Origin of the sequence: Pseudomonas graminis, assembly GCF_001705435.1 — a bacterium.
GTDB lineage: Bacteria > Pseudomonadota > Gammaproteobacteria > Pseudomonadales > Pseudomonadaceae > Aquipseudomonas > Aquipseudomonas graminis_B.
The window spans coordinates 79,675-95,937 of sequence record NZ_MDEN01000050.1; the positions used below are offsets into that span (position 1 = coordinate 79,675).

Sequence of the window (16,263 nt, forward strand, 5' to 3'; positions counted from 1 at the left end):
CCAATAAACTCAATTCTCAGTTCGTTCAAGACGCAATGACGCCTTGAGCAGCGAGTAGGCGCGGAACATCCGTGTGAGGAGGGCATCATCGCTCGTAGTCATTCCGGGATTAAAATCCTGTCGATTTTCGGTACACGTCCGGAAGCCATCAAGATGGCCCCGCTGGTAAAGGCACTGGCTGCAGAGCCGGGTATTCACTCGCAGATCTGCATCACCGGCCAACACCAGAGCATGCTCAAGCAGGTGCTGGAGCTGTTCGATCTGAAAGCTGATTTCACGCTCGATGTGATGACGCCGCATCAGACCCTCAACTCGCTGACAGCCGCGCTGTACGGAGCCATTGATCCGGTGCTGGAAATCACCCGGCCGGACCGTGTGCTGGTGCATGGCGACACCACGTCCGCCATGGTCGCGTCGATGTGCGCCTTCCATCGCCGGATCCCTGTGGGGCATGTCGAAGCCGGTCTTCGCACGGGTGACATCTACAGCCCATGGCCTGAAGAGATGAACCGCCGCTGCATCGATCTGAGTGCCGACATGCTGTTCGCCCCGACCGATGAATCGCGCCGCAATCTGCTGGGCGAGCGCTTGCAAGGGCGTTCCTACGTGACCGGTAACACGGTCATCGATGCCCTGCAGTTGACGGCTCAACGCATTGATCAGAACGCTGAACTGCGTACCCGGCTGGATCAGCAATTCTCCTTCCTGCGCAACGACCGCAAAGTGCTGCTGGTGACCGGCCATCGTCGGGAAAACTTCGGTGACGGCTTCCTGGATATTTGCAAAGCCTTGCGTCAACTGGCCCAGCGCAGTGATATCCAGATCGTCTACCCGGTGCACTTGAACCCGAACGTCTTGGGCCCGGTGACCGAGCATTTAGGCGGACTGGCCAATGTGCATCTGATCGAGCCGCTGGATTACCTCGCGTTCGTGCGTCTGATGCAGCGCGCCCACGTGATCCTTACCGATTCCGGCGGCGTGCAGGAAGAGGCGCCAAGCCTGGGCAAACCGGTACTGGTCATGCGCGATGTGACCGAACGGCCTGAAGCTGTTGCGGCGGGCACCGTGCGGCTGGTCGGCACTTCTCCGGACTCGATCATCAGCGGCGTCAACGCGCTGTTTGACGACGACCTGCTGTGGCGCCGCGCGTCCCAGGCGGCCAACCCGTACGGTGACGGCAAGGCCAGTTCGCGCATCGTTGATGCCTTGATGGGCCGCCCGGTCAACGACTTCGTGGTCGGCCAGTTGCACGTGCCCAGATACCTCGAGTACGGGCACAGCGCCCCGGCACGGGACGACAACCGCCCGTCGTCCACGTACCAGTAACAAACGCCCGACCCCTCTATTAGCTTGAGATCTGCCTGAATGAAGTCTTCCGTTGCCACCCAAACGGGCGCACTTAGCGCCCTTGTCTGTGGCGTGAGCCTGCTCGCGCTCATGCCCAACTTTGCCCTGGCGGCGGACAGCCCGCTCACCGAGGCGATCAACCGACTCAATGCCGATACGCTGCAACACCGGGAGATTCGCCTGAGAGATCTGGGCATCGACGCCCCCATCGTGCTCGGCTCCACGGATTCGCGCCGCGAACTGTACCTGCCGGTTCCGGCGGGTGTGCCGTTGTCCGATGCGTCGCTGAACTTCGATGCCAGCTACCTGAATGGGGAGGGCGGTCGCAACACCCTGCTGCTGTCCCTGGATGGCTATCCGGTACGGGCCGAAGGCCTCAGCGAAGCGCAAGGCAATGCCAGCTCCACGCTCGGCGTGGACAAGGCCGCTCGCAACAGCGGTTCGTTACGCCTGGGCGTGGCCTGGTCGTCGATCGTTTCTCGCGTGCTGTGTGAAGACGAACGCGCGATTGGCAACGTGTTGCGCATCGAACCCGACACCCGCCTCAATTACAGCTACGACGCCAACCTGTTGCAGGACGTCGGCGCTGCCTGGACCGCATTGCCGGCCAAGCCGGGCATCATGGTCGCGCCGGGCAGCCTGGCAGTCGGCACGTACGACGCCGCCTGGCGCCTGGGCGTTGCGCTGGAACGGATCGGCAAACATGCGCGCATCCTGTCTTTCCCTGCCGTGCAGGACAGCGTTGACCTGAGCGCACTGCGCATTCCGGCCGAACTGCAGAGCATTCCGGCCTTCGCCAGCCTCAACGGCAAGGGCCCGCATGCCCTGGCCAACCCGGCGGAAATCGGTGCATTGCTGATGCTCGGCCAGACCCCTGACGTGCAGGCCGACCTGGCGATCAACGACCCGCAATTGCTCAAGGCGATCAACGAATCCCTGGACGCCTTGCAAAGCCAGATTCAAGGTGTGGACGCCACAGCTGCCAGCGCGTTCACGCAATGGCGCGAGCGTCACGTGAACGCCGGTTTGGCCGCCAAGGGCACGGATAACGTCCGTCTGGCATTGCTCGGCACCCGTCCGGTGCTGATGATCGCCCCTGAATCGACCGGCAAGGCCATGGCCCTGTTCAGCAGCGCCTGGAACAAACTGGCCCGCAGTCGCACGCTGACCGTCAGCGAAGCGCAGATGCCATTGAGTGCCGACGGCCGTGTGGCCCTGACCAATCTGGGCGGCAACCCCGGCACCATCGACGTGCTCGCCAAGTCCGACTGGAGCGCCTCCTTCCCGCTGGGCAGCGTGGCCTACGACGGTCGCCTGCCAGTCAAGGCCGTGATGGATGTGTCCGCCGCCCCTGGCGCTTCGGACACCGCTCCTGTGGCGTCACTGTTCCTCAACGATTACCTGATCGGCGCGCAACAGTTGCTTGCCAACGGTGAGAAACAGCGCATCGAAGCGCGTATCCCGAGCTACGCCCTGGGTTCCAAGAACGTCCTGCGTGTCTCGTTCCAGCGTCAGCCCGTCAGTGATCGCTGCCTGGAAACGCCGCAAGCGTTCCCGGTTTCCGTATTGCCGACCAGCCACATCGTGCTCGACAAAATTTCACTGGATGACGGTTTCTCCGGCATGGCCGCCCGTTACGCCACTAACACGCAGATCCTCGTGCCCCAGGCTTACCTGGATCACCCGGCCAGCAGCTTGCCGCAGGTGATCTCGGTGGCTGACGGTGCGGGCGTTTCGCCGCTGCGCGCTGAACTCAAAGTCAGCAGCGATCCTAAAGCCACGGTCACGCCGGACAAAGACTTCCTGGCCTTCGAGCTGCCGCTCAAGGACAGCAAGGAATCGGTTCGCGTCGATGACCAGGGTCGCCTGCGCATCAACCACCAGGATCAGCCGCTGCTGGACCTGTCGCCGCTCAACCACCTGGCGTCATTGCAGGCCGTGGATGCCGGTGGCCAGCACGGTCTGGTCTATCGCGTCCTGGGCAGCGATGCCCCGGTATTCGCCAAGCCCGTGCTGTTGACCCGCGGCGACGTGTCAATCCTGGGCGACAACGGTGTCGTGAACACCTTCGACAGCAAGGATCCGAGCGGTAGCCAGTTCATCGACAAAGAGGAGCCCAAGGGTCTGGACGCCTGGCGCACGCCTTCGCTGTTGTGGCTGATTCCCGGCGGCATCCTGTTGGTGCTTATCCTGATGTTGGCTGGCCGTAGCGCCCGTCGCAATCGCCAGTAACGGAACCCTTCGATGACGTCGCTTTATTGGCCCTACTGGCTGGCTCATTACTACAGCTTCCTGGAAGTCGCGACCATTGTGGTCGCGGTGCTGATCCTGATTTCCAGCCTGGACGATCTGTTCATTGACTTGTGGTACTGGTCTCGCCGCCTGTTTCGCAAGTTCACCGTGGACCGCAAATACCGGCCACTGACCGCCCAGCAATTGCTGGACCGGGATGAGCAGCCACTGGCGATCATGGTTCCGGCCTGGCTGGAATACGACGTCATCGCGCCGATGATCGAGAACATGGTGTCGACCCTGGACTACCAGAACTACGTGGTCTTCGTCGGCACTTACATCAACGACCAGCGCACCATCGATGAGGTGGAGCGCATGCGTCGGCGTTACAAGCAATTGCACCGTGTGGAAGTCCCCCATGCCGGGCCGACCTGCAAGGCTGACTGCCTGAACTGGGTGATTCAGGCGATTTTCCTGCATGAACAAACCCACGGCATGACGTTCGCCGGTGTCGTGCTGCACGACAGCGAAGACGTGCTGCATCCGCTGGAACTGCGCCTGTTCAACTACCTGTTGCCACGCAAGGACATGATCCAGCTGCCGGTCGTTTCCCTGGAACGCAACTGGTACGAATGGGTGGCCGGTACGTACATGGACGAGTTTGCCGAATGGCATGGCAAGGACCTGGTGGTCCGCGAAAGCATGACCGATACCGTGCCCTCGGCCGGCGTCGGTACCTGCTTCTCGCACCGGGCCCTGAGAGTGCTGGCCGGGGAAACCCAGAACCAGCCGTTCAACACCGACAGCCTCACCGAGGACTACGACGTTGGCGCACGCCTGGCCAAGGTCGGCATGAACGCCATCTTCGTGCGCTTCCCGGTGGAATTCCGCGTGCTGCGCAAATCGTGGTTCCGCAAACCCTACGAATCAACCCTGAAGATGCCGCTGTGCGTACGCGAATTCTTTCCGGACACCTTCCGCACGGCGTTCCGCCAGAAAGCGCGCTGGACCCTGGGCATCGGCCTGCAAGGCTGGGAGCAGATGGGCTGGAACGGCTCGCTGGCCAACCGTTACCTGCTGTTTCGCGATCGCAAGGGCGTGGTCACAGCGTTTGTCAGCATCCTGGCCTACGTGATCCTGGTGCAACTGGTGGCGCTGATTATCCTGCGCCAGAGCGGGCTGTGGAACGTGAGCTTCCCGACGCCGTTCGAATCCAACGGCTGGATCAAGTACCTGCTGATTGCCAACGGCCTGGCCCTGGGCTGGCGCATCCTGCACCGCTGCTACTTCACCACGGTGCTGTACGGCTGGCAGCACGGTTTGCTGTCGCTCCCGCGCATGGTGGTGGGCAACTTCGTCAACTTCATGGCCGCCTCCCGGGCGTGGCGCATGTTTCTGGTGGGCAAGGTGCTCAACCGCAAGCTGGTCTGGGACAAGACCATGCACGACTTCCCGTCCACCGACCTGGTCGCTGCCGCACCGCGCAAGCTGGGCAGCGTGTTGTTGTCCTGGCAGGCCATCAACGACAGCAATCTGCAAACCGCACTGGACGAACAACAAACCCGCCACATGCCACTGGGCCGCATTTTGCTCAGCCACGGCTGGCTGGATGACGAAACCCTGGCGGAAGCCATCGCGTTTCAGAACGATCTGCCGCGGGTGTTCGATGTGGCCCACAAAGCCAATCCATCGCTGCTGGCCGACGAGTTCGCCCTGCGCTGGCGTGTTGTGCCACTGGGGACCAACGAGGAGGGCCGTGGGCAGATCGCCGTCGCCAGCCCGCTGTCTGCTGAAGGCCTGCAACAGATCAGCGATGAGCTGGGCAGCGAGCCGGTGCAGCTGATTGCCCGTGAAAGCGAGATCGTCGCGCAACTGCGAAACGTCTATGCGCTCGACGGCCAACCGGTGCCCAACGCCCGCGCACCGATGCTGGGCGACCTGTTGATCGAAATGGGGCTGCTGGATCGCGACGTGTTCAACCGCACCATGCTCAATTACCGCCCGCAGCACCACGGGCGCATCGGCGACTATCTCGTCGACAGCGGCGTGCTGCCTCGGACCACCATCGAACAGGCCGTGGCCCGTCAGCACAGTCATTACCCAACGGAGCTCCCGGCATGAACCGCCCTTTCCTGACGCTCATGGCCACGGGGCTGACCCTTTTGCCTGCGCTGGTGCATGGCGAAATTCTGCCGCTGCCGTTGACCGGTCCCGCGTATCAGGCGGCCAATGAGGCCTACAGCGCCTACGATCGGAAGGACTACGACCTGGCCATCGCCAAGGCCCGCGAAGCCTTGCGTCAGCGCGCCGATGTCACCCGTCTGAACCGGCTGATCGTGCAGGCGCAACGAGACAAGGAACAGCGCGACAACCCCAAGCGCTACCCGCAGTCGCCTTCGCGCCCGGCCCCCGGTTTCAGCGCGGCGGCCCAAGCGTTCAAGGCCTACGATCGCGAAAACTTCGGCGTCGCCGCGCAGGCCGCTCGCAAAGCGATCGCCCAGGCACCCAGGCGCATGGATTACCGCCTGCTGCTGATCGAGTCCCTGCAACGCCAACAGCATCTGGAGGAAGCCGATCAGGCCACCACCGAAGCCCTGCGGGTGTTCCCGGATGACGACACCTTGCTGATGCGTCGCGAAGCGATTCGCCGTCAGCTCGCCGCGCCACTGGCCATCGCCGGTTATCGCGCGCTGGAACAAGGCAACCTGCCGCTGGCCGTGGATCAAGCCCGCAAGGCCGTGGCCTGGGCACCGGAAATCGGCGCTCACCAGCAGTTGCTGATCAGCGCGCTGATCGCCAACAAGGATTACCGCGCCGCCGAACTGGCCGCCACCGGCGCGCTGGCCCAGGACGATGGCGAAACCGCGCCATGGATTCTGCGCAGCTATGCCCTGGATCGTCAGGGCAAGACACAGGCGGCACAGGCCGACCTGAACCGGGCCTTGTCCATTGAAGGCTTGCTGGACTCTGAGGTGCGCGAGATTCGCTTTTTCGCCGCCGACCTGGCGCTGGCCAACAACGAGCCGCAACAGGCCCTGGATCAATTGCAAAAACTGCCCGCTGACACGGGCGGTGAAGTCGCCCGCCGTCGCGCCGCCGCCCAGGTTGCGTTGCGCCAGAAGGACAATGGCCTGAAAACCGCGACGCGTTTTCCGGCCCCGGCCCTTAACTGCCAGGAAAGCGCATTCGGCCTGATCTGCGATATCTGGCCGGGCAACCAGCGCGATGGCGGCACGGACACGGCCGTGCAGGCTTACGCTGCGCTGGCCCGCAAGGACGCCGCTTCGGCGGCGGCCCTGGCCACCGAAGCCATTCGCCGGGCGCCGCAGAATCCGGCATATCGCAGCCTCTTGGTCAGCGCCCTGACCGAGCAGAAGCGCCTGCCCGAAGCCATATCTGCGGCCAGCGATGGCCTGCAAGCCAATGGCGACGACGCCCGTCTGCTGGCCCAGCGCGGTCGGTTGAAGCAGCAGACCGGTGACGATGCCGGTGCCCGCAAGGACTTGACCCAGGCCCTGGCCCTGGGCAGCCTGCCCACGTATGAAGAAGCCAGTCTCTATGCTGCGCTGGGTCAACGTCGTACGGCGCGGGAACGCCTTCAGGTCGCCCGCGACGCTGGCGAACTGGATGGCATGAGCGATCTGCAAGTGGCTTACCTGTCGGTACAGGCCGGCGACGATGACAGCGCCCATGAGTCATTCCGCAAGGCTGACGCTGCCACGCCTCTCGCGCCGACAGCGACTCAGGACGCGGCCTACAACGCGATGCGGGTCAGTGACGACGAACACGCTGTCGGCTATTTCAAGCGGGTTATCGACGCCAAAAATAGCGGCGAACTGGACATGACCGACCAGCAGCTGTTCGACACCCGTCGCGCCGTGGCCGATGTGTCGCGCACCTGGGGCCTGACCAGCACCACCAGTTATCGCGGCAACAGTTCCACCAGTGGCCTGAGCTCGGCGCCCAGCACTGGCAGCAATAATGGCAACAGCGGCAGTGGCAGTAGCAGCAACGACAGCCTGCAGAACAGCACCGAACTGTCGTGGCGCCCGCTGGGTTACCGCAACGCCCGTTTCGTCGAACTGTATGGCCGGGTCACCGACACGCTGTGGAGCAAAAACAGCGATTCGGACACCGGCCTGGATGCACTGCAAGGCGCTTTGGGCGTGCGGGTCAAGCCGTTCACCTCGTTGAACGTCATGGCGGCCGTGGAACGCACCTTTCCCCTGGGTTCTTCCGACGTCGACGGCGACTGGCTGTTGCGCCTGGGTTACGGCTCCAGCATCGGCACCGATTTGCGGGTTGATGTCCCCAGTTGGTGGACGTCGCAGTTGTTCGCCGAAACCGGTCATTACGTCAACGACTCGCGCAATTACATCAACAGCGAATGGCAGGGTGGTCGCAGCTACGCCATTGGCGGCGCCGGCTCGCGCTGGGTGACGTTCCCCCACGTGGTGGCCGCGTTCGACTACGACTCCAAAATGGATAGCGAAACCCGCTCCGACGGCAGCACCGACTACTCTTCCGGCCATGCGGCTGGCGTCGGCGTGGGTAACAACGTGCGCTACTGGTTCCGCGAAGACGCGTACAACGCGCCGCGCTCCTATGTGGATTTTTCGCTGCAATACCGAGTGAAAGTGTCTGGCGATGACCGCGCCAAAGGTGTTTTCGCTCGTCTGACTTACTCTTATTGAGGACGGATATGCACCCTCGTATGTATTGGCTGATGTCCCTCGGACTGAGCCTGGGCATGGCGTCGACAGCGGCTCAGGCTGCTTCGGAAATCGCTCAACTCTATGCGCCGAAACTGCCGGAAGGCTCTTCCTGGGTGCGGGTGGTCAATCCCGCCGACGGCGCCGTGCAAGTGAGCGTGGATCGCAAGCCCGGCGTTGCCCTGTCTGCGCAGTCGGTGGTGGCCAGTCCTTTCCAGGTGGTGGACTCGCGGCAACCGCTGCGCATCACGATCAACGAACGTGAGCTCAAGGGCCTGAACGTCCCGAAAAACGCCTTTGTCACGGTGATTCTGGGCAGCGATCCTGCAGCGGCCCCCCGGCTGGTGATCGACCCGCAGCCGCGCGGCAAAGACTTGCGTGCCGAACTCAACGTCTACAACCTCAGCGCCGGCTGTGAGAAAGCCGATATCAAGCTGGCCAACGGCTCCAGCGTATTTAGCCAGCTGCCGCTCAATGGCCAGGCGCAGCGCACTATCAATCCGGTGCAGGCGACGCTGATTGCCAGCTGCGATCAAAGCGCCAGCCTGCCGCTCAAGCTTGAGCCATTCAAGGCCGGTGACCGTTACAGCCTGTTCCTGGTCGGCTCACGCCAGACCCCCCGCCTGATTGGCCTCGTTGACCAGACTGCCCCATGACCTCTTTAGTAAAACCTCGCCATATCCTGCGTCGCCCTCCGGTATCCGGCCTGGTTGCCGGTGTGCTGCTGAGTCTGTCCGGCGCCGCTGCCCAAGCCGATTCCGCAGTGATCACCGGGCAGGGCGGCTGGTTATTTCCTGCGTGGGAAAGCCTGAACACCGTCGATAACGCTGGCATTGCCCGGGACATCGCCCTGATCAAAGACGTCCAACACCAACTTGAGCGCGAGAAAATCGCGCTCGTGGTGCTGGTGGTGCCGATGAAAGCGCCGTTCTACGCCCAGCGCCTGCCTGCCGAACACCCTCTGAGCCCGGCCGTGGTGCAGCGCTACGACCGTGTGCAAGGCGAACTGACGAAGGCTGGCCTGACGACGTTGAACATCAAGCCGATACTCCAAGCCACGGAGCAGGGCAAGCAGACGGCGTTTTACCGCGCCGATTACCACTGGACCGCGTGGAGCGCTGAAAACACGGCCGATGCCACTGCGAAACTGATCACCGGACGCTATCGCCTGCAGGGTGAACCCGGCGGCGGTGCAGTGCTGGGGGAGTGGTTCGAGAAGCGTGCCTTCGGCGATCTGGCCAGCAACTTCCTGCCGTCGATCAAGCGCAAAGCCATCGGCCGAGACATTTACACCGTGCGCCATCAGGTCGAGAAAGACCTGCTGATCGACGACGCCCCGGCCCCTGTTCAGGTCATCGGCAACAGCTTCGTGCAGCCTTACCTCGGCTATACCCAGAAGCTGTCCAACGCCCTGGACCGCCCGGTCACGTTGACCTGGAACCCCGGCGACGTCGGCCCCTGGGCGACACTGCTGCAATACCTCGAATCACCGGACTTTGCTCAGCACAAGCCGCAGGTGATCGTGTGGCAATTCAACGAGGGCCAGTTCCACCTCGGCCCCGATGCAGCCGCCCAGTGGAATGCCAAGGGAGTGACGTCGTTGGGCCAGTGGCGCCAGCGCATCAACAAGGCCCTGCCTTGAAGATTCTCCCGGGGCGCCTCGGGCGTGCGACTCTAGCTGTCCTGCTGCTCGCAGCGACACTGGTCACAGGCACCGCCATGTTTTACGTCACCACGCAAAAACGGCTGGACCCTGGCATCGTTGGCATCGTCTGGCAGCCCGATAACAAAACAGTGGGCATCAAGGGGCAATGGGACCAGCTCGGAGCCAAAGAATTGTTGGTGCAATGGACCGTGGTGGACGATCAGGCGTTTGTGCCTGGCACCGGTCTGCCCAGCGTGCCGGTCCTGCCCGATTGGGCACGTATCGCCAAAGAGCCCTGGGCTCAGGATGTGATTATCGGCCTGGCGGGATACTTCAGCGAAAACCGCTCCCGGGACAACATTGAGCAACTGGCGGCCGTCTCGGAGCGCATCGCTAAACTGCCGACGCCGCTGCACGTCACCGGCTACTACTTCCCGGCCGAAGTCGACCCCAGCTGGACCCGTGCCAAGGAGCTGCCTGCGCTGCTGGCCAAGCTTCCGCGTCCGTTGTGGATCAGCGTCTATGACGGCGCCAACATCGGCCCGGCCGCCACAGCAGACTGGCTCAAGCAATGGCTGCCAGACGACATCGGCGTGTTCTTTCAGGACGGCGTCGGGGTCTACGCCCGTACTGCACCGGTAGCCCGCACCTACGCCGACACCCTGCGTGAACGCTTGGGCAAGGACCGCGTGCGCATCATCGTCGAAGCCTTCCGCCCCAACTACGGCGGCGGTTTCCGCTCCGCAACGGCCGCCGAACTCAAACCGCAGCTCGCCGCCTATGACGGCTACCCGCTGTACCTGTTCGATGGCCCGCATTACGTGACGCCGGCGTTGGTGAAAGCGTTGGCGAAGTAATTATTCACGTCCCGTTTCGCGCGTGGGAGAAATCACCAGACGATGGGGGTGTCGTCCCAGGCCCAAAAGGTCCCGCTGTCGGCCGGCCCATGTGCGCCCACCACCTCAAGAATACGGTCCGCCGAGAACGCCGGTTCGAACAACTGGCCCTCAGGCACGTTCCCCTGGAATGGCCGGGACAGCTCGGTGTCAGTGGTGCCTGGGTGTATGGCCAGGACAGTCGAGGCAGGGTTCAACCGTTTCAGTTCGATGCTGGCCGTGTGCAGCAACTGGTTGAGCGCCGCTTTGCTGGCTCTGTAGCTGTACCAGCCTCCCAATCGGTTATCGCCAATTGAACCAACCCTCGCCGAGAGCGCCGCGAAGGTAGAAGGTTGTTTGCGCAATAAAGGGAGGAGGTGTTTAAGCAGCAGGATCGGCGCGAACGTGTTGGTCCCAAAGCTGGCTTGCAGGCTCGCAAGCGTCAACTGGGCCAGACCCTTTTCTGGTTTTGCGCCGTCCTGATGAAGAATGCCCAGCGCGCTGATAACCAGGTGCAGATGGTCGCGTCCGGCAAGCGTCTCGCTCACGAGCGCTTCGAGGGATTGCTCATTGCGCGCGTCGCAGTCGACTCGTTTCAGGCGCTGGCCATAGCGTTCTGCAAGCGCTGCCAGTTCTGAGGAGGTGCTGGCGTTTCGCGACACTCCCCATACCTGCGTCACATCATCGCGAGCCAGCAACGCCGCGCACAGTGCCAGGCCAATACCTCGGCTGGCGCCGCATATCAGCACATGAGCTTCGCTGTTCAGTTCAGGTATCAAACGCATAAGGCACCTTGAGGGGCGTGGCTGAAGTGTTTTTATGACCCTGAGTCAGGTTTTGACGTTCAGGTTTCGTGGCGTTCGGTTATGGACTAGCCTCTTCGCCAACCGTGATCATGGCACAGGACATTGGCTCATTCTCATGGGCGCTCTACACGCCTTACCCTGGAGATAAAATCATTTATGGAAAATAAACTGGCCTCCAAGACAGCCGTCGTTACCGGCGCGGCTCAAGGCATCGGTGCCGCCATTGCAAAACTCTTCGTGCAAGAAGGTTGCTTCGTTTACGTCACGGATATCAACGAAGCGCGTGGTCGTGCGGTTGTAAGCGCGTTGGGGGGGCGCGCCTGTTTTCTGCGTCTGGATGTGCGGCGTGAAGAAGATTGGCAACGATTGGCCGGGCAGATTTCAAATGACGGCCGCCGTTGGGATGTTCTCGTGAATAACGCGGGCATCACCGGATTCGAGGATGGCGCTGTGCGGCATGACCCGGAACATGCACGGCTGGAAGATTGGCGTTCGGTGCATCAAACCAATCTCGACGGGGTATTCCTCGGATGCAAATACGCCATTCGCTCCATGCGCCCGTCAGGCGCCGGTTCCATCGTCAACATCTCCTCTCGCTCCGGTCTGGTGGGTATTCCAGGTGCCGCCGCGTATGCGTCGTCCAAAGCTGCCGTTCGCAATCACACTAAAACGGTGGCGCTTTACTGCGCCGAACAAGGGCTGAAGGTTAGATGCAACTCGATACACCCGGCGGCCATTCTGACCCCCATGTGGGAACCCATGTTAGGCAGCGATGCCGGTCGCGAAGCGCGAATGGCTGCGCTGGTTCGAGACACGCCGCTCAGGCGATTCGGAATGCCTGAAGAGGTGGCCGCTCTGGCCTTGTTGCTCGCGTCGGATGAAGCCACGTACATCACGGGCAGTGAGTTCAACGTTGATGGTGGGCTGTTGGCCGGAACGGCTGCGACTCCCGCAATCGTAGGTGACAGCGAAACCTAGGCATTAATGTCGCGGGGGCGGGAGACGGTTCTGCCCGATAACGGGCCATCGCTGGCAGCAGCCTTTGACCCCTCGGCAGTACAAAAATGTAGTACATGGCGGGGAACCGATCTGCGTGCTGGTACCACACACAGCTACGAACATGCCTTGCCTACTTGTAACGCCCTTGGTAGCAGCTTTCCACGTGCCAGGGCGCTTTAGAAGAAGGCGCTGACGGATTGGTGATTTCATGCTCACAGACCCCAACCTGCGTTTTTCTACGCCGTCTCGCTCGCCCCGGGCCCGCAATGCGCCCGCCGACACGACGCTAAACGGCCTCCCGCCAATGGGGGACGACACCCGCTCCTGGCTGACCGAAGTGGCCCGCGCACTGGGCCTGTCGCCCCAGTCAGCCGCCACTTTCACACGCTACGGCATGCTGACGCTGTCACCCTTGAACGTGGTGATGGTCCGCCAGCAAGAGGAACCGCCCAGATGGTCCCTGCTGGGGTTCATTCAGTCGCCGACCGGGATCAGCCCTTTGCTTTGGCGCGAGGCCCTGCTGCGCGCCAACTGCGTGAGCATGGCCCTGGACACCTGCGTGTGGGCCCAGGATGCAAGCGGCGCCACGCTGCTGGTCAAGCAATTGCCCTTCTACCACCATAACGACAGCCAGGCGCTGATCAAGGCCCTCGAGCAGATGCAAGCGCTGGGGGCCAGCCTGCTGGTCACGCTGATAGCCGCCGCCAACGCCGGCGAGAATCCTCCCGAACAGCCCTCGGCGGATATGGCACCGGCCAACTCGCAATTGGCGCAGCTGGGCGAGAAGGTCGACGCCATCGCTCAGCAGCAGATCAACGACCAGTGGCACCGACCTTTGCTTGAGCGGGCCTTCACTGCTCTTCAAGTGCCGCTGCCAGGCCAGGCGTTCGGTAGCGTGGGCTCGCTTAAGGTGAATGATCGCTACATCGACATCATCGCCGACCCCGACCAACGCCACCTGTTGCTCAGCACGCCGGTGGCGGTTGCCCTGAACGGCAATGAGCAACGCGGCGCGGCGTTGCAGAGCAATCTGTACTTGATGACCGGCGCCCAATGTGGCGTCGCCCTGGCACCGGCTGGCGCCAGTCTGCAAGCGCGCTGGGACAGTACTGGGCTCGATGGCGACGACCTGGCGAGCTGGCTGGTGCATTTCGTGACCCTGGCCGTTGGCATTGACAGTAATCAGCGGCCTGGGGCTACCTCCGGCAGGCGTTTGAACGGGAGCAATATCTGATGGTTGGCGGCATTGGCAATAACCACGTTACGGCCCCTCTACTGCCCAGCACGCAGCCGTCTGCAGGCAACGCAGGCAATGCGGGCAATGCGGGGCATCAACCACCTACTCTGCAGGACCGCTTGCGCAACGCTGGTCACTCGGCATTGGCGACGGGTGGCATGCTCATTGACGATACGCGGAACAGCCTGCCCTCGGGCCGCACCATGGGCGCCATGGCGGGGCACGCGTTGCAACAGGCGGTGACTTGCGGGGCCACGACCTTCGCCCGCGAAGAAGTGTTCATGCATGCCTACAATGCCATGCTGCCAATACTTCAGGACCAGGGTGCCCCGGCATTGATGGCCGCCCAAGTGGCGGTGTCGGGCACCAAGATCGCGGCGAACCTCTATCGTCATTCACGCCTGGACCACCCGGATCCGGAAGCGGGGGTGAGGGGCCACTTTGGGCTCAGCCCCGAGCAGTGGCAGAGCAAGACGCCGACTGAAAAAGCCGCGCTCACAGCCGAACATAAGAGCGACTCGCGCAATGTGACGCGCAACGAGATCGTGGCCGACGCCGCTTTTCTGGTGATGTCCGCGCTGAGCCACAGCCATGGCGATGGCGCCCTGGCTGCCCGGGTGCTGGCGACCCAGATGCGCAATCTGACCTACGCCGCCAGCCGCGAAACCTTGCAGGCGACCGTCTCCACGACCACCAGCAGCAACGGCACGAGCACCCATGGTGTCAATTCCGATCATATGAACGCCAATGCCTGGACGTACTCAGCGATGACCCTGGCCATGGGTTACCTGCAAGATGCGGTGATCGGCCATGCCTTGCCCGCCGGGCAATCGGCGGCGGGCCCAACGGTTAATGATGAGCATGGCAAACCACTGACCGGCGCGGCGCTCAACAGCGCGATCAACACGGTGGCGGGCATACGCGCCTTGGCTAACACCGCGATCGAGACAGTGGATGCCTACCGGGGCAAGCACGCCAGCCTTGCTGAAGTGGGCGATACGCAAAAGCTTCAGACCGATGCAAGCAAATTGTTACCGCTCAAGGACTATGAGCGTTTGCTTGACCATTCTCCTGCGCGCTTGAGCTGGAACAATATTTCAGGGGCCCTGCCCCTGGCGCTGGACACTCTGACCAAGGGCAAGGTCTCGCCCGCTGTGTCTCAGTTCTTTAATAACGCTGGCGCCGCTGCCATGTTTGGTTTGACCTACGAAACGGTCAACAAGACCTACAATGCCCATGCCACCAACCGGGCTGCCCGCGCCGCATTGAACACCGGTAGCCCCCAGACTACCGGCGGCCAGGCGGGTGTTACCGCCACGGTAGCACCGGCGCAAGTGCAGCCAACTCCAACTGCACCGGCGCAAGTGCAGCCAACTCCAACTGCACCGGCGCAAGCGCAGCCAGCTCCAGTCGCGCCGGCGCAAGCGCAGCCGGCTCCAACTGCACCGGCGCAAGCGCAGCCAGCTCCAGTCGCGCCGGCGCAAGCGCAGCCAACTCCAATTGCACCGGCGCAAGTGCAGCCGGCTCCAACTGCACCGGCGCAAGCGCAGCCAGCTCCAGTAGCACCGGCGCAAGCGCAGCCAACTCCAATTGCGCCGGCGCCTGTCGCCCAGCCGGTTCCAGCCCAACCTGCCCAGGCCCCGCAACCAGCCGTCCAGGCCAGCACACTTGCCCCGGCAACACCGGCGAGCCGAACTGCACCCAAACCAGCGCAAGTGCCGACCTCCGCCTTGGCCCAAGCCTCTATGAGGTCTCAAGCCCGTTTTGCTAATGTGGGCGTAGGCCAATCGTCCGCGGGCCCTGCCCGTTCGCCGGCCGCCGTGGCTGCCGGTGCCGCTGCCATTGCTCGTGCCGCCGCTGCCGCTCGACCCGCGCCCATGCCCACATCGACGCCGACCGCCGCTCAAGCCGCCGCTGCCTTAGCCACACCTGTCGAGCCAAGCGATGCGGCAGCGCCTGCACCTGAGAGCATAAATATGGACTTGGCAGACAGCTCGAGCGGGAAGCCGTAATCGGCAGGGGGATGTCAGCGTGCGGTGAAGGTACCTACCCGATCCGCCGCCTCCATCATCAGCAAGATCAAGCTGGCCAAGACCGGGCAGGGCGGGGCCTCGGGGATCTGGGGCCCAATCCAAACACCGATTACCGGCAAGATGATCGATACCATCACCCGCAGACCCCGGGTTATTTTGCCCGCCCGTTAGTTGCGATGGCCGGCCCGGAAGAGGCCCCGATTTACCTCCGACGCGTGCTGCGACGGGATATCGTTTCGAAGATGGTTCATGATTCCCCAGAGTGTGTTTTTTGTTCTGCAACGCTTATGTCGCAGCCATCGCGTGTGTTGGGGCGCCTGCTGAAACTACAAGTGCTTATAGGTCGCGGATCGAAAGGTCAGTACATGCAACCGCCG

The 16,263-nt window shown here is 62.7% G+C and carries 11 protein-coding genes; 10 read left to right on the top strand and 1 reads right to left on the bottom strand.

Annotation, left to right across the window (positions count from 1 at the left end; translation table 11 throughout):
* Positions 1-153: 153 nt before the first annotated feature.
* Genes wecB through BBI10_RS02740 form a run of 7 tightly spaced genes read left to right on the top strand, consistent with a single transcriptional unit; the run spans position 154 to position 10,793 of the window.
* The gene (wecB, locus tag BBI10_RS02710) at positions 154-1,326 is read left to right on the top strand and encodes a non-hydrolyzing UDP-N-acetylglucosamine 2-epimerase (protein WP_065986502.1); all 1,173 of its coding nucleotides are present in this window, start codon (positions 154-156) and stop codon (positions 1,324-1,326) included.
* A 39-nt stretch (positions 1,327-1,365) separates the two neighbouring features.
* A complete protein-coding gene (locus tag BBI10_RS02715) occupies positions 1,366-3,579 on the top strand; it encodes a hypothetical protein (RefSeq protein ID WP_065986504.1) in 2,214 nt (737 codons plus the stop codon).
* A 12-nt stretch (positions 3,580-3,591) separates the two neighbouring features.
* Positions 3,592-5,700 carry a glycosyl transferase family protein gene (locus BBI10_RS02720; protein ID WP_065986506.1) on the top strand — a complete coding sequence of 703 codons (2,109 nt, stop codon included), beginning with the start codon at positions 3,592-3,594 and terminating at the stop codon, positions 5,698-5,700.
* Positions 5,697-8,273 (top strand): NfrA family protein, encoded by a 2,577-nt coding sequence (locus BBI10_RS02725; RefSeq protein ID WP_065986508.1) that lies wholly within the window; start codon positions 5,697-5,699, stop codon positions 8,271-8,273. Before BBI10_RS02720 ends, BBI10_RS02725 begins: the two co-directional genes overlap by 4 nt.
* Positions 8,274-8,281: 8 nt before the next feature.
* Positions 8,282-8,947: an alginate O-acetyltransferase AlgF gene (locus BBI10_RS02730; RefSeq protein WP_141695097.1), complete on the top strand. Its 666-nt coding sequence runs from the start codon at positions 8,282-8,284 to the stop codon at positions 8,945-8,947.
* On the top strand, positions 8,944-9,933 hold the full coding sequence (locus BBI10_RS02735; RefSeq protein ID WP_065986510.1) for an alginate O-acetyltransferase AlgX-related protein: 990 nt from the start codon (positions 8,944-8,946) through the stop codon (positions 9,931-9,933). The genes BBI10_RS02730 and BBI10_RS02735 overlap by 4 nt, the downstream gene beginning before the upstream one ends.
* Positions 9,930-10,793, top strand: coding sequence for a hypothetical protein (locus BBI10_RS02740; RefSeq protein ID WP_065986511.1), 864 nt, complete (start codon positions 9,930-9,932; stop codon positions 10,791-10,793). Before BBI10_RS02735 ends, BBI10_RS02740 begins: the two co-directional genes overlap by 4 nt.
* A gap of 32 nt (positions 10,794-10,825) precedes the next feature.
* Here the strand turns inward: BBI10_RS02740 and BBI10_RS02745 are convergent, their stop codons facing one another.
* The gene (locus BBI10_RS02745; RefSeq protein WP_065986512.1) at positions 10,826-11,596 is read right to left on the bottom strand and encodes an SDR family NAD(P)-dependent oxidoreductase; all 771 of its coding nucleotides are present in this window, start codon (positions 11,594-11,596) and stop codon (positions 10,826-10,828) included.
* Between the two features lie 177 nt (positions 11,597-11,773).
* Here BBI10_RS02745 and BBI10_RS02750 point away from each other — a divergent pair, with 177 nt between their 5' ends.
* From BBI10_RS02750 to BBI10_RS02760, 3 genes are all read left to right on the top strand, one after another.
* Positions 11,774-12,595: an SDR family oxidoreductase gene (locus BBI10_RS02750; RefSeq protein WP_065986514.1), complete on the top strand. Its 822-nt coding sequence runs from the start codon at positions 11,774-11,776 to the stop codon at positions 12,593-12,595.
* Between the two features lie 229 nt (positions 12,596-12,824).
* Complete coding sequence (locus tag BBI10_RS02755; RefSeq protein WP_141695098.1) at positions 12,825-13,850, top strand: type III secretion system chaperone; 1,026 nt, start codon at positions 12,825-12,827, stop codon at positions 13,848-13,850.
* Entirely contained in the window at positions 13,850-15,865 is a 2,016-nt protein-coding gene (locus tag BBI10_RS02760) for a hypothetical protein (protein ID WP_065986521.1), read from the top strand. The genes BBI10_RS02755 and BBI10_RS02760 overlap by 1 nt, the downstream gene beginning before the upstream one ends.
* Positions 15,866-16,263 lie beyond the last annotated feature (398 nt).